Origin of the sequence: Rhodococcus sp. WS3, assembly GCF_003797085.1 — a bacterium.
In the GTDB taxonomy this organism is placed as follows: Bacteria; Actinomycetota; Actinomycetes; order Mycobacteriales; family Mycobacteriaceae; genus Rhodococcus_F; species Rhodococcus_F globerula.
The window spans coordinates 357,973-381,093 of sequence record NZ_RKMA01000001.1; the positions used below are offsets into that span (position 1 = coordinate 357,973).

Below are 23,121 nucleotides of genomic sequence, written 5' to 3' on the forward strand. Positions count from 1 at the left end.
CACAAAACCGACAAAGATCGCCGCTGCTGCAGCAGGTCAAGCGGAGGCAATGGACTCGCGCTACCACCTCGCAGCGGGTATGCGTCGTCAGATCAACAAGGTCTTCCCGACGCACTGGTCCTTCATGCTCGGCGAGATCGCGCTTTACAGCTTCCTGATCCTGCTCATCTCGGGTGTGTTCCTGACGCTGTTCTTCGATCCGTCGATGGCGCACGTCACCTACCAGGGCGCATACCAGCCTCTTCGTGGTGTGACGATGTCACGCGCATACGAGACCACCCTGAACATCTCGTTCGAGGTTCGCGGCGGTCTCTTCGTACGCCAGATTCACCACTGGGCCGCATTGATGTTCGCCGCGTCGATCATCGTGCACCTCGCACGTATCTTCTTCACCGGTGCGTTCCGACGCCCGCGTGAAGCTAACTGGGTCATCGGCTGCTTGCTGCTGGTCCTGGCGATGTTCGAAGGCTTCTTCGGTTACACCATTCCTGACGACCTGCTCTCCGGCACCGGCCTCCGCGCCGCGTTCGGTGGTATCACGATGAGTATCCCGGTGGTAGGCACCTGGATGCACTGGATGATCTTCGACGGTGACTTCCCCGGCGACCTCATCATCCCGCGTCTCTACGTCGCTCACGTGTTGCTCTTCCCTGGCATCATCCTCGCGCTGATCGCCGGCCACCTCGCGCTGGTCTGGTACCAGAAGCACACGCAGTTCCCCGGCCCCGGCCGTACCGAAGAGAACGTCGTCGGCGTTCGCATTCTTCCGGTCTTCGCCATGAAGGGTGGCGCATTCTTCGCCATCACGTTCGGCGTGCTTGCACTGCTCGGTGGTCTGTTCCAGATCAACCCCGTGTGGAACATCGGTCCGTACAACCCATCTCAGGTCTCCGCTGGTTCTCAGCCTGACATTTACATGATGTGGACGGACGGACTCGCACGACTGTGGCCCGCCTGGGAGATCTACCTGTTCGACCGGTACACGATCCCCGCAGTGTTTGCCGTCGCCCTGATCATGGGCCTCGTCTTCGCCATGCTGTTCGCGTACCCGTGGATCGAGAAGCGCCTCACCGGAGACGACGCTCACCACAACATCCTGCAGCGTCCTCGCGACGTTCCGGTTCGTACCGCAATCGGTGCAATGGCTATCGCGTTCTACGCGGTCCTGACGATCTCGTGCATCAACGACATCATCGCGTACCACCTGCATATCTCGTTGAACGCAATGACGTGGATCGGCCGCATCGGCATGATCGTGCTTCCGCCGCTCGCGTACTTCGTGACGTACCGCTTCTGCATCGGCTTGCAGCGCAGTGACCGTGCAGTGCTCGAGCACGGTATCGAAACCGGCATCATCAAGCGGATGCCGAACGGCCAGTACATCGAAATCCACCAGCCGCTCGGACCCGTCGACGATCACGGTCACCCGATCGCCCTCGAGTACCAGGGTGCAGCTGTTCCGAAGAAGATGAACAAGCTCGGCCTGGCCGGCAAGCCCGGCACCGGCAGCCTCACCAAGGCAGACCCGGTGGAGGAGAGCGCAGCTCTCGAAGCCGCACAGCATGCCGGTGAGCATGAGCAGCTTCAAATTCTGCTCGACTACCAGAACCGCATCCACGGCAATGGCAGTGGCAACGGCAAGGCCGACGATTCCACTGGAGAACTCCACTAGATCGTCAGCAGCAACACGAAAAAGACACGGTCGCCGCAACGCTCTCGAAAGAGAGGTTGTGGCGACCGTGTCTTTTTCGTGCGCTAGTGTCCGCGCGAGGCGCTCCAGGCAGCGCCGAGTGAGAATTGACTGGACACACCGTAATGACGCATGGCGTCGGCGACCCGACGCCTGCCCGTCCTAGGAGTCAATCCCAGGGCAATTGAAGCGGATTCCATCGTCAAACCTGAATTCATCAGTTTCAATATCGGATCCCACGGGTTCTCCCACGAATGACCGTGGTCCGCGACCGGTACTGCTTCCTCCCACACCCGGTGGTAGATCCAAGTCATGATGCCCGCCAGTGTCGGGGACTGGATGGACATCATGCTGCTCGGCCACGCTTCTCCCCAAGTGAAGGGGATTCCGACACTCGTGTGATCGAGTATCCAGAAGAAGCTCGGTGGATTCGGGTGCATCCGAACTTGGGAGCCTGCGTTGATTTCATGCGTGATCTGATTGCGCCCCAACTCGGTGTTCGCGTCGACTGTGCTGACGATCAGACGGATGTCGTGGTTGGGACCGCCGTTTTCCTCCCAGTACGAGCCCGGCTTCTTCTCGGCCAGCACCGTGTACAGAGGCACTGTGTCAGGCATACATGCGTACGACGCGACGGGCTTCGAACGTGAAGCCTGAATTTTGTACATGTCCGGGGCGGCAAACGGCCCGTGCATCACGTCGATGGGCAGACCGTGGACATCGGAGTCACCGTGCTCCCAGGCCTGCAACAACTTGGGAAGCGATTGGAGTATCCCTTGTGTCCTGGCAATACCGGACTCGAGGTCGTGCGCCACACCGGCCAGGATGTGCTGCGTGACATCGGCGACGGTGGCGTCGGGGCGTCGGTAGGTGATGACGCCGTCTGCGACAGAAAGGAATCCGAACTCTTCGAGCCGCGCCACTGTCTTTTCGGTCGTATCCATCGAACCGCCCGTCACTTCGGCAAGCTCGGCGACGCTCTCGATCCGACCACGTAAGGCGATGTCGAGGAATTCTGCCAGTTCGGTAGTTCGGTTCATGTCGGGGACCCTTCCTCGACCACCGTCTCGTAGTGCTCGACAACCGGGAAAGGGTCGTAGAAGTGATGGAGAAACTCGCGCCACCGCTGGTAGCCGTCGGACTGCCGGAAGCCCACCGTGTGCGCTTCGAGGCTCTCCCACTCCACGAGCAGTAGGTACTGCTGCGGCGATTCCACGCAGTGCGAGAGATGCAGACGGATAAAGCCGGGCACCGCGGAGATGATGGACTTTGCTGTACCGAACGCCTTCTCGAATTCTTCGGACAGAGCCGGATCAACCTGGAGCAGTGCATGTTCGAGGATCATGTGTCGAGTGTCGCAGAGGACGACGCGATCTCTTGCGCTCCCCCGCCCCAACGCAAGAGGCGCCGAACCCCGCGAAGGGTTCGGCGCCTCTTTGTCGAGAGCGTTTGTGCTAGTGCTTCTCAGGTCCGACGTGGTACTCGAACACCAGACCGGCTGCGGTCGCGATGATGAGGACAACTCCAACCACGATCATCCAGGGCTGGAAGTACGCCAGTGACACCGCGGCAATGGCAGCCGAAGCAGCCAGCAGCATGGGCCAGAAGCTACCGGGGCTGAAGAAGCCCAACTCGCCTGAACCATCCGAGATTTCAGCGTCGTCGTAGTCCTCGGGACGAGTGTCCAGACGACGGGCGACAAAGCGGAAGTAGGTTCCGACGATGAGCGTCAGGCCCGCAGACAGAACGATGGCCGTGAGTCCGGCCCACTCGATTCCCGTACGGGACAGAGCGGTGAACACACCGTAGATGATCGCGACGAGGATGAAAAACAGCGTCAGGATCTCGAAGAGCTTGGCTTCGATCTTCATATCAGCACTTGTCCTTGTTCAGTGAGGAGGCTGGCCGGCTCAGTTGCCTGCGGTGGCGACTGTTGCCTGACGGTACTCGCGGTCGGTGTTGAACGGCGTGGTCGACGTAGCCACCGGCGACTGACCGATTGCCGACAATGCCTCAGCGGTGCTCAGACCGCCGTTGCCCTGATCGTCACCCTTGCGCAGTTCGATGTACTTGGCGAAGTCCTCGGGCGAAACCGCACGGACCTCGAAGTTCATCATCGCGTGGAACGTGCCGCACATTTCGGCGCAGCGCCCGACAAATGCGCCTTCCTTCTCGATCTCACTGATCTGGAAGATGTTGTCGGAGTGGTTTTCCTTGGGGTTCGGCATCACGTCGCGCTTGAACAGGAACTCGGGAACCCAGAACGCGTGAATCACGTCGGAGGAGGCCAGTTCGAACTGGATGCGCTTACCGGTCGGAAGAACGAGAATCGGGATCTCGGAGCTGGTTCCGACGGTCTCGATCTTGTCGTAGTGCAGGTAGCTCAGATCCTGGACGCTGTTTCCGTGGATCGGGCCGGGAACCTCTTCGCCGTGGGCGTCGACAGTCGCGCCCTCGGCCTTGGCTGCCTCTTCGGCTTCGAGATCGATGCCGTTGTACTTGGCGGTACCGTCACCGAACTCGATGGAGCGGTAACCGAACTTCCAGTTCCACTGGAACGCAGTGACGTCGACGACGACGTCCGGGTTCTCCGTGCGCTCGAGAACATGGTTCTGGACGACAACGGTGAAGTAGAACAGAACCGCGATGATCACAAACGGAACTGCCGTGTAACCGAGTTCGAGCGGCACGTTGTATGCCGTCTGACGCGGGAACTCCGGTGAGTCCTTCTTCTTACGGTGGAAGATAACTGCCCAGAAGACCAGTCCCCACACCAGCACACCCATGAAGAGGGCGGCGACAACCGACCACGTCCACAGTTCTCGCATGCGCGTCGCTTCAGGAGTGATGCCCGAGGGCCACCCGAAACGAAGCACTTCATTGTCGATGGAGCAACCCGACAGCAGCAAGGCAGCAATGCCCAAAGATACTGCCAGCCCAGCTCGCCGAAGGATCCGACCTTGCGCCACGTTCACGCCTTCCTGATCGCCGCAAAATTCAACTAGGGCACCTCGAATGGAAGGCCCAATTACTACGCAGCGTAGACCAAAGGTGGGCGGTATCCATCCCCGGGTCCTTCACCGTGTCGCGTCGGACGTCACACAAATCTCTCAGGCGCAGCTCAGGAACAGGTCAGGCATCGTCAGCGACCTACATCACTGCGATTCGTTCGTCTGTGATCGGCGCAGAGACGGATCTGCGGCATACTTTCCAGGAAGAGTTCGTTGACCTCTCCCCGATGCTTACGTCCGGGAGCCTTCTGCAATAAAAAATTCTGAATCGAGGAACCGGACGCTGTGTGTGGACTGCTCGGGCTACTGACATCTGGCGGAACCAGCGACGACGCCGTCGCACAGGTCGACCAGGCACTGCACTGCCTGCGTCACCGCGGACCCGACGAACAGGGGACGTGGCACGACGACCATCTCGTGTTCGGTTTCAATCGGTTGTCGATCATCGACATCGCGCACTCGCATCAGCCGCTGCGCTGGGGCCCGCCGGAGAATCCGGAGCGTTATGCCCTGACGTTCAACGGTGAGATCTACAACTACCTCGAGATCCGCGCGGAGCTCGCGAAGGATCACGACGCGAAGTTCTTCACCGAAGGCGACTCCGAAGCCATCGTCGCCGCGTTCCACTACTGGGGCGAGGACGCGGTACGACGCCTTCGCGGAATGTTTGCATTCGCGATCTGGGACACCGATACGCGCGAGCTGTTCATCGCTCGCGACCCCTTCGGCATCAAGCCGCTGTTCATCGCGACGGGCACCGGCGGCACGGCGTTCGGCAGTGAGAAGAAGAGTCTGCTCGAGCTGACCGATCTGATCGGAATCGGCACCGAATTGGATCCGCGTGCGATCGAGCACTACACGGTCCTGCAGTACGTTCCGGAGCCGGAAACGCTGCACAAGGAGATTCGTCGGCTCGAATCCGGCAGTTTCGCGCGGGTGCGTCCGGGTGAGCAGCCGCAGATCACGCGATACTTCACGCCCAAGTTCCCGGCCAAGCCGTTTGCGCCGGGCACGGAGAAGGCTCGCTACCAGGAAATCGCCGAGGCGCTCGAGGACTCCGTCGCCAAGCACATGCGTGCCGACGTGACCGTCGGTTCGTTCCTGTCCGGCGGTATCGACTCCACCGCGATCGCCGCGCTCGCCATGCGCCACAACCCGAACCTCATCACCTTCACCACCGGTTTCGAGCGCGAGGGCTACTCGGAGGTCGACGTGGCGGCCGAGTCGGCCGCCGCGATCGGCGCAAAGCACATCGTGAAGGTGGTCTCCCCCGCCGAGTTCGCTGCCGCGATCCCCGAAATCGTCTGGTATCTCGACGACCCCGTCGCGGACCCCGCGTTGATCCCCCTGTGGTTCATCGCGAAGGAAGCGCGCAAGCACGTCAAGGTCGTACTGTCCGGCGAGGGCGCGGACGAACTGTTCGGCGGATACACGATCTACCGTGAACCGTTGTCGCTGAAGCCTTTCGAGTACCTCCCCAAGGGATTGCGCCGGGCAGCCGGCAAGTTGTCCGAGCGAATCCCGGATGGCACGCGCGGCAAGAGCCTGCTCAACCGCGGTTCGCTGACCCTCGAAGAGCGGTACTACGGCAACGCGCGCAGCTTCAACGACGCCCAGTTGCGCGCCGTTCTGCGCGATTTCCGCCCGGAGTGGACGCATCAGGACGTCACAGCGCCGATCTACGCGCAGTCTCGCGATTGGGATCCGGTTGCCCGTATGCAGCACCTGGACCTGTTCACCTGGCTTCGCGGCGACATCCTCGTCAAAGCTGACAAGGTCACGATGGCGAACTCACTCGAACTGCGAGTGCCGTTCCTCGACAACGAGGTGTTCGACGTCGCGTCGCGGGTGCCGTTGGATCAGAAGATCACCAAGGACACCACGAAGTACGCGCTGCGTCAGGCCCTCGAAGGCATTGTGCCGCATCATGTTCTGCATCGCGCGAAGCTCGGATTCCCCGTACCGCTGCGCCACTGGCTGCGCGGAACCGAACTGTTCGACTGGGCACATCTGCAGATTGCCGAGTCCGGCACCGATCACATCTTCGACAAGGCAGCGGTCGTGAAGATGCTCAACGACCACCGCGACGGCGTTTCCGATCACAGCCGTCGTCTGTGGACCGTGCTGACCTTCATGGTGTGGCACGGAATCTTCGTGGAGAAGCGGATTGTTCCGCAGATCCAGGAACCGGTGTACCCGGTCAACATCTAGGGCCTTCGGCCCTGTGCGCCTTTCTGGTAGTTCGCACTACCAGAAAGGCGCACAGGGGGCGTAGCCCCCTAGGGAAGAATCGTTGCGATCTCGTCTGCGGCGGCGCTGCCGTAGGCGTCGGTGAGACGCTTGAGCGCCTCGTCGCGATTGAAGACCCACTCCTGCGTTCCGACGGTCTCGAGGACCAGCACAGCCACGAGTGAACCCAACTGCGCGGCGCGCTCGAAGCTCAGACCCGCGCCGTGGGCAAGCAGGAAACCTGCACGGAAGGCGTCGCCGACACCAGTCGGATCAACCTTGCCGGTTTCGGGCACCACGTCGACGCGTACCCAATTGCCCTCGGCGTCAACGATTTCGACACCCTTCGAGCCGAGCGTCGTGACGCGGATACCCACCTGTGCGCGAATCTCCTCCTCGCTCAGGCCCGTCTTCTGCTGGAGGAGTCCCCACTCGTATTCGTTGGTGAAGAGATACTTGGCACCGTGGATGAGTGCCTTGGCTTCCTCTCCCGACAGGCGTGCAAGCTGCTGCGACGGATCGGCGGCAAACGGAATTCCGAGCTCGCGGCATTCGTCGGTGTGGCGGACCATGGCCTCGGGATCGTTTGCACCGATCAGAACCAGATCGAGGGCACCGGCCGTCTTGGCTACCGACGCGAGATCGATTTCACGGGCTTCGCTCATCGCTCCGGGGTAGAACGAGGCGATCTGGGCCATGTCCTCGTCCGTGGTGCACACAAAACGCGCAGTGTGCGCCTTGTCGGAGATCCGGACCGCGCTGCAATCGACGCCGTTGTCCTCGAGCCAGGTGCGGTACTCGGCGAAGTCGGCGCCCACCGCGCCGACCAGCAGCGGCGATCCACCGAGAACACCCATCGCGTACGCGATGTTTCCACCGACTCCACCGCGACGAATCACGAGGTCGTCCACCAGGAAGCTGAGCGAGATATGCGCAAGCTGGTCGGCGAGCAGCTGATCCGCGAAGCGGCCGGGGAAACGCATCAGATGGTCGGTGGCAATGGAACCGGTTACCGCAATAGTCACGGATCGAGGCCTTTCAGCGAAAGTGAGTGGACGTTGAATGAAGAATTCATACAACTGACGCGGAACCGATTACCGGTTCCGCGTCAGTTGTTATGTCTGAAATTGTGATCGACTCGACTCAGTTGAACGAGTCGCCGCAGGCGCATGAGCCCGTGGCGTTGGGGTTGTCGATCGAGAAGCCCTGCTGCTCGATGGTGTCGAGGAAGTCGATGGATGCACCTTCGACGTACGGGGCACTCATCCGGTCGACAACCAGGTTGACGCCGTTGAAGTTGACGGTGAGGTCGCCGTCGAGGCTCCGGTCGTCGAAGAACAGCTGGTACTTCAGTCCGGCACAGCCGCCCGGCTGCACTGCAATACGCAGTGCGAGGTCGTCGCGACCTTCCTGATCGAAGAGTGCCTTCGCCTTCGCGGACGCGGACTCGGTCATCGTGACGCCGTGGGTGGCGGTCTCGTTCTGCACAGTCATGGGCTCTCCCTAATGTTCATACCAACCCGTGAACGCTTCAACGGTACGCCTCTGCCGACTTATTCCCGCCAGTTCACTACCGTGTGCGATTCGTCTTCATCCTAACCTTTCCACGCCCGTCGGCAACGACGCCTCGGCAGCGTTCACCCGCGTCGCCAGATGCTCCACTCGCGCGCTGTCTCTTCGGCCAGTCCGCGCAGGTGGATCGATGCGTCGCGCATGGCGTCCTCGATCGATCCGGCGAAGTCGGTGACGGATTCCGCGCCGACTATCCCGAACCTCTCGTAGTCGGACGCCGAGAGTTCGACCTGACCGGCCAGAACAAGCGTCGGGACGCCGTACGACGCACTTGCGGCGGCGAGGGATGTGACCAGTTTTCCGCGCAGTGACTGGCTGTCGAATTTTCCTTCGCCGGTGATGACCAGGTCGGCGGACTCGAGAAGTTCCGCCTGACGTGTCCGCTCCGCCACCACTTCCGCACCGGAGCGGCGGTCACCGCCCAGAGCGAAGAGCGCGGCGCCGATTCCTCCGGCCGCGCCCGCACCGGGCAACTCCGCCACGGATCGGCCGGCTCCACTCCCCAGAGTCGACGCCCACTCCCGGTTCCGTTGTTCCAGGATCTCGACAGCACTGCCGTCTGCTCCTTTTTGCGGTCCGAACACCTCGGCCGCGCCGATCTCGCCCAATAATGGGTTCTCGACGTCGGTGGCAGCGACCAGTTCGATGCCTCGGAGTGCGGCGCAGGCAGACTGCACCCCGCCCAGTGCGTCGACAAGCCCGCGTCCACCGTCGGTGCAAGAACTTCCACCGAGCCCGATCACGATCTTCGTCACACCCGCGTCCAGAGCTGCGACGATCAAGTCTCCGACACCGCGACTGTGCGCCGTGAGCGCGCTCTCCCTGGTTGGCGGGCCGCCGAGTAGGGCAAGTCCACAGGCCTGAGCGGACTCGATGTATGCGGTGTCCGAGTCGAGAAGCCAACGAGCATCAACCGGAGTGGTCAGTGGGCCCGATACATGCGCATTCCGGATCTCACCACCAGAAACTGCCAGCGCATCGACAAATCCCGGGCCGCCATCGGACTGTGGTGCGCAGATGATCTCGTCGCCGGATCGCGCCCGTCCCCAACCGTCGGAAATCGCGTGTGCGGCGGCGGTAGCAGTCAAGGTGTCACCGAAGGAGTCAGGAGCAACAATTACCCGCATGGGCGAAGTGTAGGGGCGGTCGGTGTCGCCGATGTTTCACAATCAGCAGAAATACCGAGGTCGGTTTCCCAGAGGACGCACTTATCCAATAGCCTGGAGGGGTGAAATTGCTACGCCGCGGTGACTCAGACAACTCCGACAAAAATGACGTCGAGGTCACTGAGGCGTCCTCAGCCTCTGACGAGGCGTCCACCGAGCAGGTGGGCAAGGGTCGCCCCACACCCAAGCGTCGCGACGCCGAAGCCAAGAAGCGCGGACCGGTCGCGCCCGCTCCGCTGACGTCCAAGGAAGCCCGCGCACGCCGAAAAGCGACACGCGGCTCCAAGGAGGAGCGCAAAGTCGAAGCTGCCGAGCGCCGTGCGTCGTCGGCAGACCGTCGCGCGCGCATGCTCGCCGGTGAGGACAAGTACCTCCTCCCCCGCGACAAGGGACCCGTCCGCGCGTACGTTCGCGATTTCATCGACGCCCGCCGCAACCTCGTCGGCCTGTTCATGCCACTGGCCCTCGTCCTGATCATGACGATGTTCGTGACGCCGCAGCTGCAAGCGATTGTCACGCTCGCCATGCTCGTGATGATGCTGTTCATGGTCGGTGAAGGCATCTGGCTCGGACGCATGATCAACAACCGCGTCGCGGAGCGCTTCCCCGAGAGCACCGACGGAGGGTTCAAGCTCGGCTGGTACGCGTTTGTCCGCGCGTCGCAGATCCGCAAACTTCGCGCACCGAAGCCTCGCGTGGGACCCGGCGACGCAATCTGAGCGTGTCGAACCCTGTCAGAACTCTGGTCCTCGGCGGCGCGCGGTCTGGTAAGTCCGCGCACGCCGAGGCTTTGTTTTCTCCCGGATCGCCGGTTCGCTACGTCGCCACAGCCCGGCGCGACCACACCGACACCGACTGGGAAAGCCGCATCGACCAGCACCGCGTCCGGCGACCGGTTCACTGGTCGACCGTCGAAACTGCGGCTGATGGCGATCTCGAGCGCACGCTCCGCAACGACAATTCGACGGATACCCTGGTCGATGATCTCGGTACCTGGCTGACCGGCGAGTTCGATCGACGCGGCGCCTGGGATGCACCGCGCGGCACCATCACGCCCGCGGTCGATGCGCTGATCGAGAGTGTGCGCGACTACCGCGGATCACTGGTCCTGGTCAGCCCGGAAGTTGGTTTGGCCGTGATTCCGGAAACCCGATCGGGCCGGTTGTTCCGCGACGAAATCGGCTCGCTCAATGCCCGCGTCGCAGCGGTGTGCGATCGTGTTGTGCTGGTGGTCGCAGGACTACCACTCGTCTTGAAAGAGCCCTCAGCGTGAAATTTACTGTTGCACAACCGGAAGGCACGAAGTGAGCACCGAAGCGAACTCCACCAGTAGCGCGGCTGTCAGTAGCGCGGCTGTCAGTAACGCGGAGTTCGAGCCGGTTACTCCGCCGGATCGCGACGTTCGGGCTCTCGCCGATGCTCGCCAGCTCGACCTCACCAAGCCCGCCGGATCGCTTGGCCGGCTGGAAGCACTGGCAGGCTGGGCTGCAGCCTGCCAAGGTGTTTGTCCCCCACATGCTTTCGCCCGTCCCCGCGTGGTCGTGTTCGCGGGCGACCACGGCATCGCCCGCAACGGCGTATCTGCCTATCCACCTGAAGTTACCGCGCAGATGGTTGCCAACTTCCTCGGCGGCGGCGCAGCGGTGAACGTACTCGCCGAGGTTGCCGGCGCAACCGTGCGCGTTGTCGACATCGCGGTGGAAGTGGATACCGATCCTGCGGTCTCGAACTACAAGGTGCGCCGTTCCTCCGGTTCGATCGATCGCGAAGACGCCCTCACCCATGAGGAAACTCTGCAGGCCATCGCAGCCGGCCGAGCTATTGCCGACGAGGAAATCGACGGGGGCGCAGACCTTCTCATTGCCGGCGACATGGGTATCGGCAACACGACGCCCGCCACGGTACTGATCGCGGCACTGACAGACACAGAGCCCGTCGCAGCAGTCGGCCGCGGCACCGGCATCGACGACGCAGGCTGGATCCGCAAGACCGCAGCCATCCGCGACGCACTGCGCCGCGCCCGGCCGCACGTCCGCGATACCGTCGCACTGCTACGAACGGTTTCCGGCGCAGATCTTGCCGCGATGGCCGGCTTCCTCGCCCAGGCAGCATCGCGTCGCACTCCCGTCATCCTCGACGGCGTTGTCGTGACCGCTGCGGCCATGGCTGCGGACGAGTTGGCTTTCGGCGCCCGGGACTGGTGGGTGGCCGGACACCGCTCCACCGAACCAGCACACACCATTGCCTTGACGCGCATGGGATTGACCCCGATCGTCGAATTCGACATGCGACTCGGCGAAGGCTCCGGTGCGGTGACAGCGCTGCCGATCCTGCAGGGTGCGGTGGCCATCCTTGCGAAGATGGCTACGTTCAGCGAAGCGGGCGTGAGCACCGAGGGCAGCAAACCCACCGCCGAACCCGAGGCTGTCGAGCTCACCAAGACAGACACGGCGGACTGACCGTGGCCGGCGCGCTTTCCGGTGTGCCACTGGCATTTTCCTGGCTGACGGTACTGCCGGTACGCGGTCCGTCGGACATCAACCGCACCGCTGGTCGGCGCGCAATCGCGGCCGCGCCCCTCACCGGGATCGCGCTCGGAGCCTTTGCGGTCGCAATCTTGTGGGGCGCGACCAGTATCGGCCTCAACCCCTATCTTGCGGGCCTACTGACAGTGGGCGCGATCGCACTGGGAACCCGCGGCATGCACGTCGACGGCCTCACCGACACCGTCGACGGCTTGGGGTGCTACGGCCCCGCTGAGCGTGCACGAGAGGTCATGCACAGTGGCGGCGCGGGGCCGTTCGGGGTGGCCGCGCTGTTCATATTCCTTGGGCTGCAAGCAGTATCGTTCGGCGTTTTGGCTGCAGCAGACTCTCCCGCCCAGTGGGCAGGCGTGGTTGTCGCCGTCGCCGCGGGACGAGTTGCCGTCGTTTTTGCCTGCCGCCGAGGGATTCCCGCGTCGAGCACTACCGGATTCGGTGCGCTGGTTGCCGATTCGCAGCCGTGGTGGGCGGCTGCCGCCTGGACCGCTCCCCTGCTTGCCGCGTCGGTTCTGGTGACAGACCGATGGTGGCTCGGACCACTTGTCGCCGCCGTTGCGCTACTGATCAGCGTTGTCTGCGTGCGTCATTGCGTCCGCCGGTTCGGTGGCCTCAACGGTGATGTTCTCGGATTTGCACTGGAATTGACGGTCACGATCACTGCCGTCGGGCTAACTCTCGGAATCTGAACGATCGCTGCGCGCGACGAGATTACGGCGTTTCTTCTGCCGTCGTCTCGCCGCGCGAGCAATGAAGTCGTCTCGCCGCGCGAGCAATGAAGTCGTCTCGCCGCGCGAGCAATGAACTAGTGAAGCTTGGTCATCCAGCCGTGGGTGTCGGCAAACGTACCACGCTGAATGCCGGTGAGGGTGTCGCGCAGCGCCATGGTGACCTCGCCGGGCTCACCGTCGGCGATGGTGAATTCACCCTCGGCGGACTTGACGCGACCGACCGGCGTGATGACTGCCGCTGTGCCGCAAGCGAATACCTCGGTAATTTCGCCGCTCTTGCACTTGGTGCGCCACTCGTCGGTGCTGATCTTGCGCTCTTCGACGGCAAAGCCCGAATCGGCTGCCAGTGTCAGCAGTGAGTTACGGGTGATACCGGGCAACAACGAACCCGAGAGCGACGGAGTGACAAGGCGAGCATCGGGGCCGGAACCGAAGACGAAGAACAGATTCATGCCTCCCATTTCCTCGACATACGTGCGCTCGATCGCGTCGAGCCACACCACCTGGTCGCAGCCTTCGTCAGCAGCCTGAGCCTGGGCCAGGAGTGAAGCTGCGTAGTTGCCTGCGAACTTGGCAGCTCCCGTTCCGCCGGGCGCAGCGCGCACGTATTCAGTGGACAGCCACACACTGACCGGTTTGACGCCACGCGGGAAGTACGCGCCGGCAGGTGATGCGATCAGCAGGTAGCGGTATTCCTTGGCGGGACGCACACCGAGGCCGGCTTCGGTCGAGAACATGAACGGACGCAGGTACAAGGCGTCTTCGCCGCCCGCTGCCGGAACCCACTCGATGTCGACGTCGACCAGCTCGGTGATGGAGTCCACGAACATCTCGGTCGGCAACTCGGGCATCGCGAGGCGACGGGCCGAAGCCCCGAACCGCTCGGCGTTGGCCTCGACGCGGAAGGAGCTGATGTCGCCGCTCGGCTGGCGGTAAGCCTTGAGCCCTTCGAAGATGGCCTGACCATAGTGCAGGACCATCGCCGCAGGGTCGAGCTCGATGTTTCCATACGGCAACACCTGACCGTTATGCCAGCCCTTACCCTCGGCGTAATCGATGGAGACCATGTGATCGGTGAAGTACTTCCCGAAACCGGGCGCCGCCAAGATGTCGCGGCGCTCGGCGTCGGACTTCGGGGTCGAGCTCTGGACACGAACGAAATTGGCGGCACCAGTCATGGCGGCAATCCTATCGAACGCGCACAATCCCCTTACTTGGTGCTGGTCTCCACAAACGGCGGCGACACGACAACACACCGCAGCGCACGTCCGCGGACGTCGACCTCGATCTCGTCACCGGCCGCGATTCCCACACCGGAATCGAGGAGCGCCAACGCAATTCCGACCTTGAGCGTCGGCGAGAACGTTCCGGACGTGGTCTCCCCGACGGGTTCGCCGTCGCGCAGAACGCTCAGCCCCGCACGCAGCACACCACGATCGAGTGCCTTGATTCCCCACAACTTGCGCGCCGGGCCTGCCGCTTTCTCGTCGAGAAGGGTTTCCTTGCCCCAGAACGTGGGCTTCTTCCAGCCGACAGCCCAGCCGCAGCGAGCTTCGAGGGGTGAGATTTCGAGCGAAAGCTCATGCCCGTGCAACGGATAGCCCATCTCGGTGCGCAGGGTGTCGCGCGCGCCGAGTCCGGCGGCCTGCCCACCCTGAGCTTCGACAACCTCGAGAAGCGCGCGGAACAGCGGCTCACTGTCGGCCCAGCGCGGCAGAAGTTCGTAGCCGACCTCGCCCGTGTAGCCACTGCGGCACACGCGAACCGGAACACCATTCCACGTAGCGTCCTCGAACGCCATGTACTCGATGTCCGTAGGCAAGCCCAGCGCAGTCAGAACGTCAACCGACTTCGGACCCTGCACGGCCAACACGCCGTATTCACGATGCTGATCTTCGACGGTGATTCCGTCCGGCGCGAGCGCCACCATCGCGGCAACAACATCTGCCGTGTTTGCCGCATTCGGCACGAGGAAGATCTCCTCGTCACTGACGTAGTAGACGATCAAATCGTCGATAACTCCACCGGACTCGTTGCAGCACAACGTGTATTGCGCCTTGCCCGGACCGATCTTGCCCAAATCGTTGGTCAGCGCCGAGTTCACGAACTCCGCAGCACCGGTACCGCGCACCACGGCCTTGCCGAGGTGACTGACGTCGAACAGGCCGACATTCTCACGGACAGAAGTGTGTTCGGCTACTACGCCGGCGTACGACACCGGCATCTGCCAGCCACCGAACGGGGCAAACGTCGCACCCAGTTCGACGTGCACAGCGTGGATCGGACCCTGCAAGAGTTGTTCGTCGGTCATGGCCCACAACCTATCGGACTTCCGTCACCGAAACATGTTCGCCGCAGACACGCACCGGGGGCTCTGGGCCTACCATCAACTCAGGCGTCCGCCCGAACCGGACGCATCGCACACTCACCACGCAGGAGACATCTTGAGCACTCGCACAGCCCGATCATTGGGACCCGACCTGGTTCTCGCCGGAAAGCTCGGCAAGCGCGCCGACGTATTGGTGGTCGGTCTCACATCGGGTCCCGACGGCCCCGAACTCGCACTCAGCGAAGGCATCGTCGACGAGGATGTTCTGGCCGAAGTACTCGACAGCCTCATCGCCGTCGGCGCAACGGGCAAGCCGGAGCAGCTCACTCGAATCCCCGCGCCGAGCGATCTCCCCGTGGTCAGCGTTCTCGCCGTCGGCCTCGGTTCGGCTGAGAAGCTGGGCAGCGAGCAGATCCGTAAGTCGGCCGGCGCCGCTGCACGCGCACTATCGGGAATCGACACAGCAGCGACGACGCTGTCCGTCCTCGACCTCGCCGCCGCAGTCGAAGGCTTTGCGCTCGGCGCGTACACCTTCACCGAATTCAAGTCGTCGAAGTCCGCGCCCGGACCCGACGCGCAACCCCTCGCCCGCGTCGAACTTCTTGTCCCGTCGCCGCGCGCCAAGGAAACCAAAGCAACCCTGACTCGTTCGGCCGCTATCGCCGAGGCAGTCGCGACCGCACGCGAATTCGTCAACACTCCCCCCAGCCACCTCTACCCGGCGGAGTTCGCGGACCGCGCCAAGGCACTCGGCATCGAGGCCGGTCTGACGGTCCAGATTCTGGACGAGAAGGCACTCGCCAAGGGCGGCTACGGCGGAATCCTCGGCGTGGGCAAGGGATCGTCACGACAGCCTCGTCTCGTCCGGATGGAGTACGCGTCGAAGAAGCGCGGCGCGTCCAAGGTCGCGCTCGTCGGCAAGGGCATCACATTCGACACCGGCGGAATCTCCATCAAGCCGGCCGCAGGCATGGAGAACATGACCTCCGACATGGGCGGCGCAGCGGCCGTCATCGCGACCGTGGTTCTCGCCGCGAAGCTCGGCCTGCCCGTCAACGTCGTCGCCTACATCCCGATGGCGGAGAACATGCCGTCGGCCACCGCCCAGCGTCCCGGCGACGTGCTGACGCAGTACGGCGGAATCACCGTCGAGGTCATCAACACCGATGCGGAGGGCCGCTTGGTCCTCGCCGACGCCATGGTTCGCGCCGGCGAAGACAACCCCGACTACATGATCGACACTGCCACCTTGACCGGTGCGCAGATGGTCGCCCTCGGCAACCGCACCCCCGGTGTCATGGGAACCGACGAATTCCGCGACCGTGTTGCATCCATCTCGCAGAGCATCGGCGAGAACGCCTGGGCGATGCCGCTGCCGGAGGAACTGCGCGGCGATCTCGATTCCAAGGTTGCCGACATGGCGAACGTCACTCCGCATCGTTGGGGCGGAATGCTCGCGGCAGCTCACTACCTGAAGGAATTTGTTCCCGAGGGCGTGCAGTGGGCGCACATCGACGTTGCCGGCCCGGCCTACAACACCTCCGGCCCGTGGGGTTACACGGGTAAGGGCGGCACGGGTGTTCCGGTTCGCACGATGATCTCGGTCCTCGAGGACATTTCGGTCAACGGCTGACCTCTTCGCTGTGCGCCTTGATTAACCTCCCGCGGTTAATCAAGGCGCACAGCCGGTCAGCTCCCGTCCCGCAATTCCTGCGTGCGAGCACGTTTGCGTTCGATGCGCAGACGCTCGTCGTGATCGCGCATGCGCTGCGGATATCCCGTTTTACGGACGTCGTACACGGGAATTTTCAGATCCTGACCAAGTTTGCGGGCACCACGCTCACCACCTACCCGGCGACGCGTCCATTCCCCGGACTTGTCGACCAGGACGACAGTGACCTCGGTGACGGTTGTTTCCGGCTCCACGAAGGCCTCGACGCCTTCGTGCTCATGGGCCCAGTTGGCCAGATGCTCTGCGTCGCTCTGGGCTGCCAGTTGCCCTGCACTGGGTCGGCGTTTGAATCGATCGAACAACCCCACGCGTGGATCCCTCCTCGGTGCCGAGACCGCGGAAGAACCCCGGCCGTATGTCAAGTTTGCCAGCATTCAACTGCTGTCACCGGCACAAGACATACCGTTTGGTCCCATACGCGCGTTACACGCTCCACCTACTGACGAGTAGCGACACACCGAAAGCCGGTGGCATCCCCCTCAGCGGACGCGCCCGGCGTATCAATGGAAAGATGAACGACGGTGACGCCGCGCCCGCGCGTCGACATCGGCACAAAATAGCTACAAGTAGCCGCACGTCGCGCGCAACTCGAGCACAATGCACTAACGACCACAAGTCGACAAATAAAACAACCCGAACACAACTGTCGAGGAGTCAAAAGACATGGCCTTCTCCGTCCAGATGCCAGCCCTAGGTGAGAGCGTCACCGAAGGAACTGTCACACGGTGGCTCAAGCAGGAAGGAGACACGGTCGAAGTCGACGAACCCTTGCTCGAAGTCTCCACGGACAAGGTCGACACCGAGATTCCATCTCCGGTCGCCGGCGTCCTGACCAAGATTGTCGCGCAGGAAGACGACACCGTGGATATCGGTGGCGAGCTCGCTGTTATCGGCGAAGCTGGTGAAGCACCCGCAGAAGAAGCACCGGCGCCCGCCGCTGAAGAGCCGGCCGCAGAGGCGCCCGCAGCAGAAGCAGCTCCCGCACCGGCAGCTGAAGCACCGGCAGCCGCTCCCAGCAGCGGAGCCGAAGGCACCCCCGTGACGATGCCCGCCCTCGGCGAGTCTGTCACCGAAGGAACCGTCACCCGTTGGCTCAAGGCCGTGGGCGACGAAGTTGCCGTCGACGAACCGCTTCTCGAAGTTTCCACCGACAAGGTCGACACGGAGATCCCGTCGCCTGTTGCCGGAATTCTTCTCGAGATCAGCGCCAACGAGGACGACACCGTCGACATCGGTGGCCAGCTGGCCGTCATCGGATCCGGCGCTCCCGCAGCCGCAGCACCGGCGGCTCCCGCAGCACCGGCACCGGCAGCACCCGCCGCTCCGGCGCCCAAGGCCGAAGCACCGGCAGCACCGGCCGCTCCCGCACCCAAGGCCGAAGCACCGGCAGCTCCGGCTCCCGCCGCCGCACCGGCTGCCCCGGCAGCCCCCGCAGCATCGGGTGACAGCAGCCCGTACGTGACCCCGCTGGTCCGCAAGCTTGCCAACGACAACGGCGTCGACCTCGCCACTGTTACCGGCACCGGCGTCGGTGGACGCATCCGTAAGCAGGATGTTCTTGCCGCCGCAGAAGCCAAGAAGGCTCCGGCCGCTGCTGCGCCGGCAGCACCCGCCGCTGCTGCAGCTGCTCCGGCAGCGAAGGCAACTGCAGGTGTCCGCCCCGAGCTGGCCCATCTGCGCGGAACAACGCAGAAGGCCAATCGGATCCGCCAGATCACGGCCACCAAGACGCGTGAATCGCTGCAGACCACCGCGCAGCTCACGCAGACCTTCGAGGTGGATGTCACCAAGATCGTCGCGCTGCGTGCCCGTGCAAAGGCCGGCTTCATCGAGCGTGAAGGCGTCAACCTGACGTTCCTCCCGTTCTTCGCCAAGGCTGTTGTCGAGGCGTTGAAGTCGCATCCCAACATCAATGCCAGCTACGACGAGACGGCAAAGCAGATCACGTACTACGACTCCGAGCACCTCGGAATCGCAGTCGACACCGATCAGGGTCTGCTGTCCCCCGTCATCCACAATGCAGGTGACCTCGGCTTGGCCGGCTTGGCTCGCGCCATCGCGGACATCGCGAAGCGCGCACGTTCGGGCGGCCTGAAGCCGGACGAGCTGTCGGGTGGAACGTTCACGATCACCAACATCGGCAGCCAGGGCGCGCTGTTCGACACCCCGATCCTGGTCCCGCCGCAGGCAGCCATGCTCGGAACCGGCGCGATTGTGAAGCGTCCGATGGTGGTCACCGACGAAAACGGCAACGAGTCCATCGGCGTTCGTTCGATGATCTACTTGCCGCTGACCTACGACCACCGTCTGGTGGACGGCGCCGACGCCGGCCGATTCCTCACCACTGTCAAGCAGCGGTTGGAAGAAGCCTCGTTCGAAGCTGACCTGGGTCTGTAAGCAACTGTTGTTCCGGCCGGGGCGTCATCTCCATCAGGAGGTGGCGCCTCGGCTTTTTCAGTACGGTCGGAGAGAGAACCCCGCTGGATCGAAGGAGGCATTTTCCGAATGCGAGTAGTCGTCGCCGGTTCGTCCGGTCTGATCGGAACGGCCTTGGTGTCCTCGTTGCGCTCGGACAACCACGATGTGGTGCGTCTGGTGCGTCGCCCGACCACCGGTCCCGACGAGTCCCGATGGGACCCCAATCGTGACCGCCTCGACACGTCAGTGCTGCACGGCGCTGATGCCGTCGTCAATCTCTGTGGCGTCGGCATCGGCGACAAACGGTGGTCCGGTTCCTACAAGCAGGAGATTCGTGACAGTCGCATCAGTGCGACAGACGTGTTGGCCGACGCCGTCGCGACGGCCAAGATTCCGGTTCTCGCCAATGCCAGCGCGGTTGGCTACTACGGCGATACCGGCGACCGCATCGTCGACGAGGATTCGGCCGCCGGCACCGATTTCCTCGCGACGACGTGTCGTGACTGGGAACTCGCCACCGAACCGGCCGGCAAAGGCGGCGCTCGGGTGGTGAACCTGCGGTCGGGTGTCGTCCTGTCGCCGCATGGCGGAATGCTCGGGCGTCTGCGTCGGATCTACTCACTCGGCCTCGGTGGACGGTTGGGCAACGGCCGCCAGTACTTTCCGTGGATCTCTCTCGAAGACGAGTGCAACGCAATCAAATTCACTCTCACCAATCCCGCGCTCTCCGGTCCTGTCAATCTGACCGGACCGGCACCGGTCACCAATGCACAGTTCAACGACGCGATGTCGCGGATCATGCATCGGCCGGCGCCGTGGATCGTGCCGGGGTTCGCCCTCGAAGCTCTGATCGGCGAGTTCGCGAAAAGTGGCATCCTGGGCGGCCAACGGGCTATACCGTCGGTGCTCGAAAATGCGGGATTCACGTTCCGCCACAACACAATCGGCGAAGCACTGGCGGCCGCGCTGAATTGAGTTGGCAATCGGGCGTAATCTCTAGTGCCATGAGTAGCGCTGCCGGATCCGCACGATTGTCGCAACTGCCGATCGCCGTCGACAATCTCGGATTGATCGACTACACAGCAGCGTGGGATCGCCAACGCGAATTGGCTGCGGAGCGCGCAGACAACATCGGACAGGACACACTGCTCCTGCTCGAGCATCCTCCGGTGTACACGGCGGGACGACGTACCGAACCCGCGGATCGTCCCGTCGACGGCACCCCCGTCATCGATGTCGATCGCGGCGGAAAAATCACGTGGCACGGGCCTGGTCAACTGGTCGGGTACCCGATCGTGAAGCTCGCCGAACCGGTCGACGTCGTGCGGTATGTCCGACTCATCGAGGAAGCGCTGATCACGGTCTGCACCGACATGGGCCTGACGTGTGGCCGAATCGACGGCCGCTCAGGTGTGTGGTTACCCGCTGAACTGTCTGGCGGCCAGTGGAAGCCCGAACGCAAGGTTTCCGCCATCGGCGTGCGCGTCCAACGTGGCGTCGCACTGCACGGTTTTGCGCTGAACTGCAACTCGGTCCTGACCGGATTCGACAACATCATTCCGTGTGGCATTCGCGATGCCGGGGTGACGACGCTGTCGCAGGAACTCGGCCGAGACGTCACCGTCGCCGAGGTCACTCCGGCGGTCACCGAAGCGATCATCGCCGCCCTGGACGGAAACTTGCCCGTCACAGTGCGCGACATCGAACGTGTCACCTTCGAGAAAGCCTCACCTACCCCGACTTTTACTACCGTTCAGTACAGCTGACGGGCTCGCCCGAACCCTGTTGCAGTAATCACCGGGCGTAGGATCGTCCCCGTGACTATCGCCCCCGGTAATCCCCCCGTCGCTTCGCTCGCCCCACAAGGCCGTAAGCTGCTCCGCCTCGAGATCCGAAACGCGGAGACACCCATCGAACGCAAACCCAACTGGATCAAGACCCGAGCAAAAATGGGCCCCGAGTACTCGGAGCTCAAGGGCCTGGTCAAGCGCGAAGGTTTGCACACCGTCTGCGAAGAAGCAGGCTGCCCCAACATCTACGAATGCTGGGAAGACCGCGAAGCCACCTTCCTCATCGGCGGCGAGCAGTGCACCCGCCGCTGCGACTTCTGCCAGATCGACACCGGCAAGCCCGACGCCCTCGACCGCGACGAACCCCGTCGCGTCGCCGAAAGCGTTCAGGCCATGGGACTTCGGTACTCCACGATCACCGGCGTCGCCCGCGACGACCTCCCCGACGGCGGCGCCTGGCTCTACGCCGAAACCGTCCGCAAGATCCACGAACTCAACCCGGGCACCGGCGTCGAGAACCTGGTTCCCGACTTCAACGGCAAACCCGAACTGCTCGACGAGGTCTTCGCCTCCCGCCCCGAGGTACTCGCGCACAACCTCGAGACCGTCCCCCGCATCTTCAAGCGGATCCGCCCGGCCTTCCGGTACCAGCGCAGCCTCGACGTCATCACCGCCGCCCGCGAATACGGACTGGTCACCAAGTCCAACCTCATCCTCGGCATGGGCGAAACCCCCGAAGAGGTCACCGAAGCGATGGCCGATCTGCACGCTGCCGGTTGCGACATCCTCACCATCACCCAGTACCTGCGTCCCTCACCGCGGCACCACCCCGTCGAGCGATGGGTCAAGCCCGAAGAGTTCGTCGAGCACTCCAAGGCTGCAGAAGAAATGGGCTTCGCCGGCGTCATGGCCGGGCCGCTCGTTCGCTCGTCGTACCGCGCCGGACGCCTGTACGCGCAGGCCATGGCCCATCACGGCCGCGAACTCCCCGAGGCACAGCGCCATCTCACCGAGGGCGGAGACGCTTCCCAGGAAGCCAGTTCACTCATGGCGCGCCTGGCCCGCTGATCCACTTTTTGCTGTGCGTCTTTATTAACCGCGGGCGGTTAGTAAAGGCGCACAGCAATGGACGTATCCTGGTCACATGGCGAACGGCAGCAAATCCGGTAAGGGCAAACCCACCAAAGAGGCAAAGGCTGCAGCGAAGGCTGCCCGCAAGCAGGCTTCCAAGGAACGCAGAACTCAGCTCTGGCAGGCATTCCAGATGCAGCGCAAGGACGACAAGCTCCTTCTGCCGCTGATGATCGGCACCCTGGTGGGTGCTGCTCTGGTCTTCTTCCTGGTCGGTCTCATCTGGGGCATCGAGTGGTTCCTGCTGCCGATCGGCCTCGTTCTCGGCATTCTCGGTGCCTTCATCATCTTCGGTCGCCGCGTGCAGAAATCGGTGTACAAGAAGGCTGAAGGCCAGGCCGGCGCAGCTGCCTGGGCGCTGGACAACATGCAGGGCGCGTGGCGCGTCACGAACGCCGTCGCCGGCACCACCCAGCTCGACGCCGTTCACCGTGTTGTCGGACGGCCGGGCGTCATCCTCGTCGCCGAGGGTTCTCCGCAGCGCGTCAAGAGCCTCCTCGCTCAGGAGAAGAAGAAGACTGCCCGCCTCATCGGCGACACCCCGATCTACGACATCATCATCGGCAACGACGAGGGCCAGGTTCCGCTCTCGCAGTTGCAGCGTTACCTGAACAAGCTGCCGCGCAACATCGATACCAAGCGCATGGACAACATCGAGGGCCGCCTCGCAGCATTGAGCGCACGCGGCGGCGGAGCAGCCTTGCCGAAGGGCCCGATGCCCGGCGGCGCAAAGATGAAGGGTATGCAGCGCACGATTCGTCGCCGCTGATTCCGCGCATACA

The 23,121-nt window shown here is 63.2% G+C and carries 22 protein-coding genes; 12 read left to right on the plus strand and 10 right to left on the minus strand.

Annotated elements, in window-relative coordinates:
• Positions 1 to 49 precede the first annotated feature (49 nt).
• The gene (locus EEB13_RS01545) at positions 50 to 1,672 is read left to right on the plus strand and encodes a cytochrome b (protein WP_222839799.1); all 1,623 of its coding nucleotides are present in this window, start codon (positions 50 to 52) and stop codon (positions 1,670 to 1,672) included.
• A gap of 83 nt (positions 1,673 to 1,755) precedes the next feature.
• Here EEB13_RS01545 and EEB13_RS01550 read toward each other — a convergent pair whose 3' ends face one another.
• The 4 genes from EEB13_RS01550 to EEB13_RS01565 form a co-directional block, all read right to left on the minus strand.
• Entirely contained in the window at positions 1,756 to 2,730 is a 975-nt protein-coding gene (locus EEB13_RS01550) for a helix-turn-helix transcriptional regulator (protein WP_033231030.1), read from the minus strand.
• Positions 2,727 to 3,035: an antibiotic biosynthesis monooxygenase family protein gene (locus EEB13_RS01555; protein ID WP_141484471.1), complete on the minus strand. Its 309-nt coding sequence runs from the start codon at positions 3,033 to 3,035 to the stop codon at positions 2,727 to 2,729. Before EEB13_RS01555 ends, EEB13_RS01550 begins: the two co-directional genes overlap by 4 nt.
• A 109-nt stretch (positions 3,036 to 3,144) precedes the next feature.
• Positions 3,145 to 3,561 (minus strand): cytochrome c oxidase subunit 4, encoded by a 417-nt coding sequence (locus tag EEB13_RS01560; protein WP_033231032.1) that lies wholly within the window; start codon positions 3,559 to 3,561, stop codon positions 3,145 to 3,147.
• A 39-nt stretch (positions 3,562 to 3,600) separates the two neighbouring features.
• Positions 3,601 to 4,665, minus strand: coding sequence for a cytochrome c oxidase subunit II (locus EEB13_RS01565; protein ID WP_033231033.1), 1,065 nt, complete (start codon positions 4,663 to 4,665; stop codon positions 3,601 to 3,603).
• A 321-nt stretch (positions 4,666 to 4,986) separates the two neighbouring features.
• On the opposite strand from EEB13_RS01565, the gene asnB reads away from it, so the two are divergent.
• On the plus strand, positions 4,987 to 6,912 hold the full coding sequence (gene asnB, locus EEB13_RS01570; RefSeq protein ID WP_045070326.1) for an asparagine synthase (glutamine-hydrolyzing): 1,926 nt from the start codon (positions 4,987 to 4,989) through the stop codon (positions 6,910 to 6,912).
• 68 nt (positions 6,913 to 6,980) lie between these two features.
• On the opposite strand, the gene EEB13_RS01575 is transcribed toward asnB, so the two are convergent.
• The 3 genes from EEB13_RS01575 to EEB13_RS01585 all read right to left on the minus strand — a co-directional run bounded on the left by EEB13_RS01575 (position 6,981) and on the right by EEB13_RS01585 (position 9,629).
• Complete coding sequence (locus EEB13_RS01575; protein WP_033231035.1) at positions 6,981 to 7,955, minus strand: carbohydrate kinase family protein; 975 nt, start codon at positions 7,953 to 7,955, stop codon at positions 6,981 to 6,983.
• Between the two features lie 118 nt (positions 7,956 to 8,073).
• Positions 8,074 to 8,424 carry a HesB/IscA family protein gene (locus EEB13_RS01580; RefSeq protein WP_033231036.1) on the minus strand — a complete coding sequence of 117 codons (351 nt, stop codon included), beginning with the start codon at positions 8,422 to 8,424 and terminating at the stop codon, positions 8,074 to 8,076.
• Between the two features lie 143 nt (positions 8,425 to 8,567).
• A complete protein-coding gene (locus tag EEB13_RS01585; RefSeq protein ID WP_141484472.1) occupies positions 8,568 to 9,629 on the minus strand; it encodes a glycerate kinase in 1,062 nt (353 codons plus the stop codon).
• A 101-nt stretch (positions 9,630 to 9,730) separates the two neighbouring features.
• Between EEB13_RS01585 and EEB13_RS01590 the strand changes: the two genes are divergently transcribed.
• From EEB13_RS01590 to EEB13_RS01605, 4 genes are read left to right on the plus strand one after another with little or no spacing between them, the layout of a single operon-like run.
• Positions 9,731 to 10,387 carry a DUF3043 domain-containing protein gene (locus EEB13_RS01590; protein ID WP_045070330.1) on the plus strand — a complete coding sequence of 219 codons (657 nt, stop codon included), beginning with the start codon at positions 9,731 to 9,733 and terminating at the stop codon, positions 10,385 to 10,387.
• Between the two features lie 2 nt (positions 10,388 to 10,389).
• A complete protein-coding gene (cobU, locus tag EEB13_RS01595) occupies positions 10,390 to 10,941 on the plus strand; it encodes a bifunctional adenosylcobinamide kinase/adenosylcobinamide-phosphate guanylyltransferase (RefSeq protein ID WP_261984424.1) in 552 nt (183 codons plus the stop codon).
• Between the two features lie 31 nt (positions 10,942 to 10,972).
• Complete coding sequence (gene cobT, locus EEB13_RS01600; protein WP_141484473.1) at positions 10,973 to 12,127, plus strand: nicotinate-nucleotide--dimethylbenzimidazole phosphoribosyltransferase; 1,155 nt, start codon at positions 10,973 to 10,975, stop codon at positions 12,125 to 12,127.
• 2 nt (positions 12,128 to 12,129) lie between these two features.
• Positions 12,130 to 12,897, plus strand: a complete 768-nt coding sequence (locus tag EEB13_RS01605; RefSeq protein ID WP_141484474.1) for an adenosylcobinamide-GDP ribazoletransferase — start codon at positions 12,130 to 12,132, stop codon at positions 12,895 to 12,897.
• A 116-nt stretch (positions 12,898 to 13,013) separates the two neighbouring features.
• Here EEB13_RS01605 and EEB13_RS01610 read toward each other — a convergent pair whose 3' ends face one another.
• Positions 13,014 to 14,117, minus strand: coding sequence for a branched-chain amino acid aminotransferase (locus EEB13_RS01610; protein ID WP_033231041.1), 1,104 nt, complete (start codon positions 14,115 to 14,117; stop codon positions 13,014 to 13,016).
• A gap of 32 nt (positions 14,118 to 14,149) precedes the next feature.
• Entirely contained in the window at positions 14,150 to 15,250 is a 1,101-nt protein-coding gene (gcvT, locus tag EEB13_RS01615; RefSeq protein ID WP_141484475.1) for a glycine cleavage system aminomethyltransferase GcvT, read from the minus strand.
• Positions 15,251 to 15,383: 133 nt separating this feature from the next.
• Here gcvT and EEB13_RS01620 point away from each other — a divergent pair, with 133 nt between their 5' ends.
• Positions 15,384 to 16,901, plus strand: a complete 1,518-nt coding sequence (locus EEB13_RS01620) for a leucyl aminopeptidase (RefSeq protein ID WP_141484476.1) — start codon at positions 15,384 to 15,386, stop codon at positions 16,899 to 16,901.
• Between the two features lie 56 nt (positions 16,902 to 16,957).
• Here EEB13_RS01620 and EEB13_RS01625 read toward each other — a convergent pair whose 3' ends face one another.
• Positions 16,958 to 17,308: a hypothetical protein gene (locus EEB13_RS01625; protein ID WP_033231043.1), complete on the minus strand. Its 351-nt coding sequence runs from the start codon at positions 17,306 to 17,308 to the stop codon at positions 16,958 to 16,960.
• Between the two features lie 355 nt (positions 17,309 to 17,663).
• On the opposite strand from EEB13_RS01625, the gene sucB reads away from it, so the two are divergent.
• The 5 genes from sucB to EEB13_RS01650 all read left to right on the plus strand — a co-directional run bounded on the left by sucB (position 17,664) and on the right by EEB13_RS01650 (position 23,108).
• Positions 17,664 to 19,397, plus strand: a complete 1,734-nt coding sequence (gene sucB / locus EEB13_RS01630; protein WP_141484477.1) for a 2-oxoglutarate dehydrogenase, E2 component, dihydrolipoamide succinyltransferase — start codon at positions 17,664 to 17,666, stop codon at positions 19,395 to 19,397.
• Between the two features lie 108 nt (positions 19,398 to 19,505).
• Complete coding sequence (locus tag EEB13_RS01635; RefSeq protein WP_033231045.1) at positions 19,506 to 20,393, plus strand: TIGR01777 family oxidoreductase; 888 nt, start codon at positions 19,506 to 19,508, stop codon at positions 20,391 to 20,393.
• A 29-nt stretch (positions 20,394 to 20,422) separates the two neighbouring features.
• Positions 20,423 to 21,184, plus strand: a complete 762-nt coding sequence (gene lipB / locus EEB13_RS01640) for a lipoyl(octanoyl) transferase LipB (protein ID WP_092800882.1) — start codon at positions 20,423 to 20,425, stop codon at positions 21,182 to 21,184.
• Positions 21,185 to 21,235: 51 nt separating this feature from the next.
• Positions 21,236 to 22,276, plus strand: coding sequence for a lipoyl synthase (gene lipA, locus EEB13_RS01645; RefSeq protein WP_230589957.1), 1,041 nt, complete (start codon positions 21,236 to 21,238; stop codon positions 22,274 to 22,276).
• Between the two features lie 76 nt (positions 22,277 to 22,352).
• Complete coding sequence (locus EEB13_RS01650) at positions 22,353 to 23,108, plus strand: DUF4191 domain-containing protein (RefSeq protein WP_033231047.1); 756 nt, start codon at positions 22,353 to 22,355, stop codon at positions 23,106 to 23,108.
• Positions 23,109 to 23,121 lie beyond the last annotated feature (13 nt).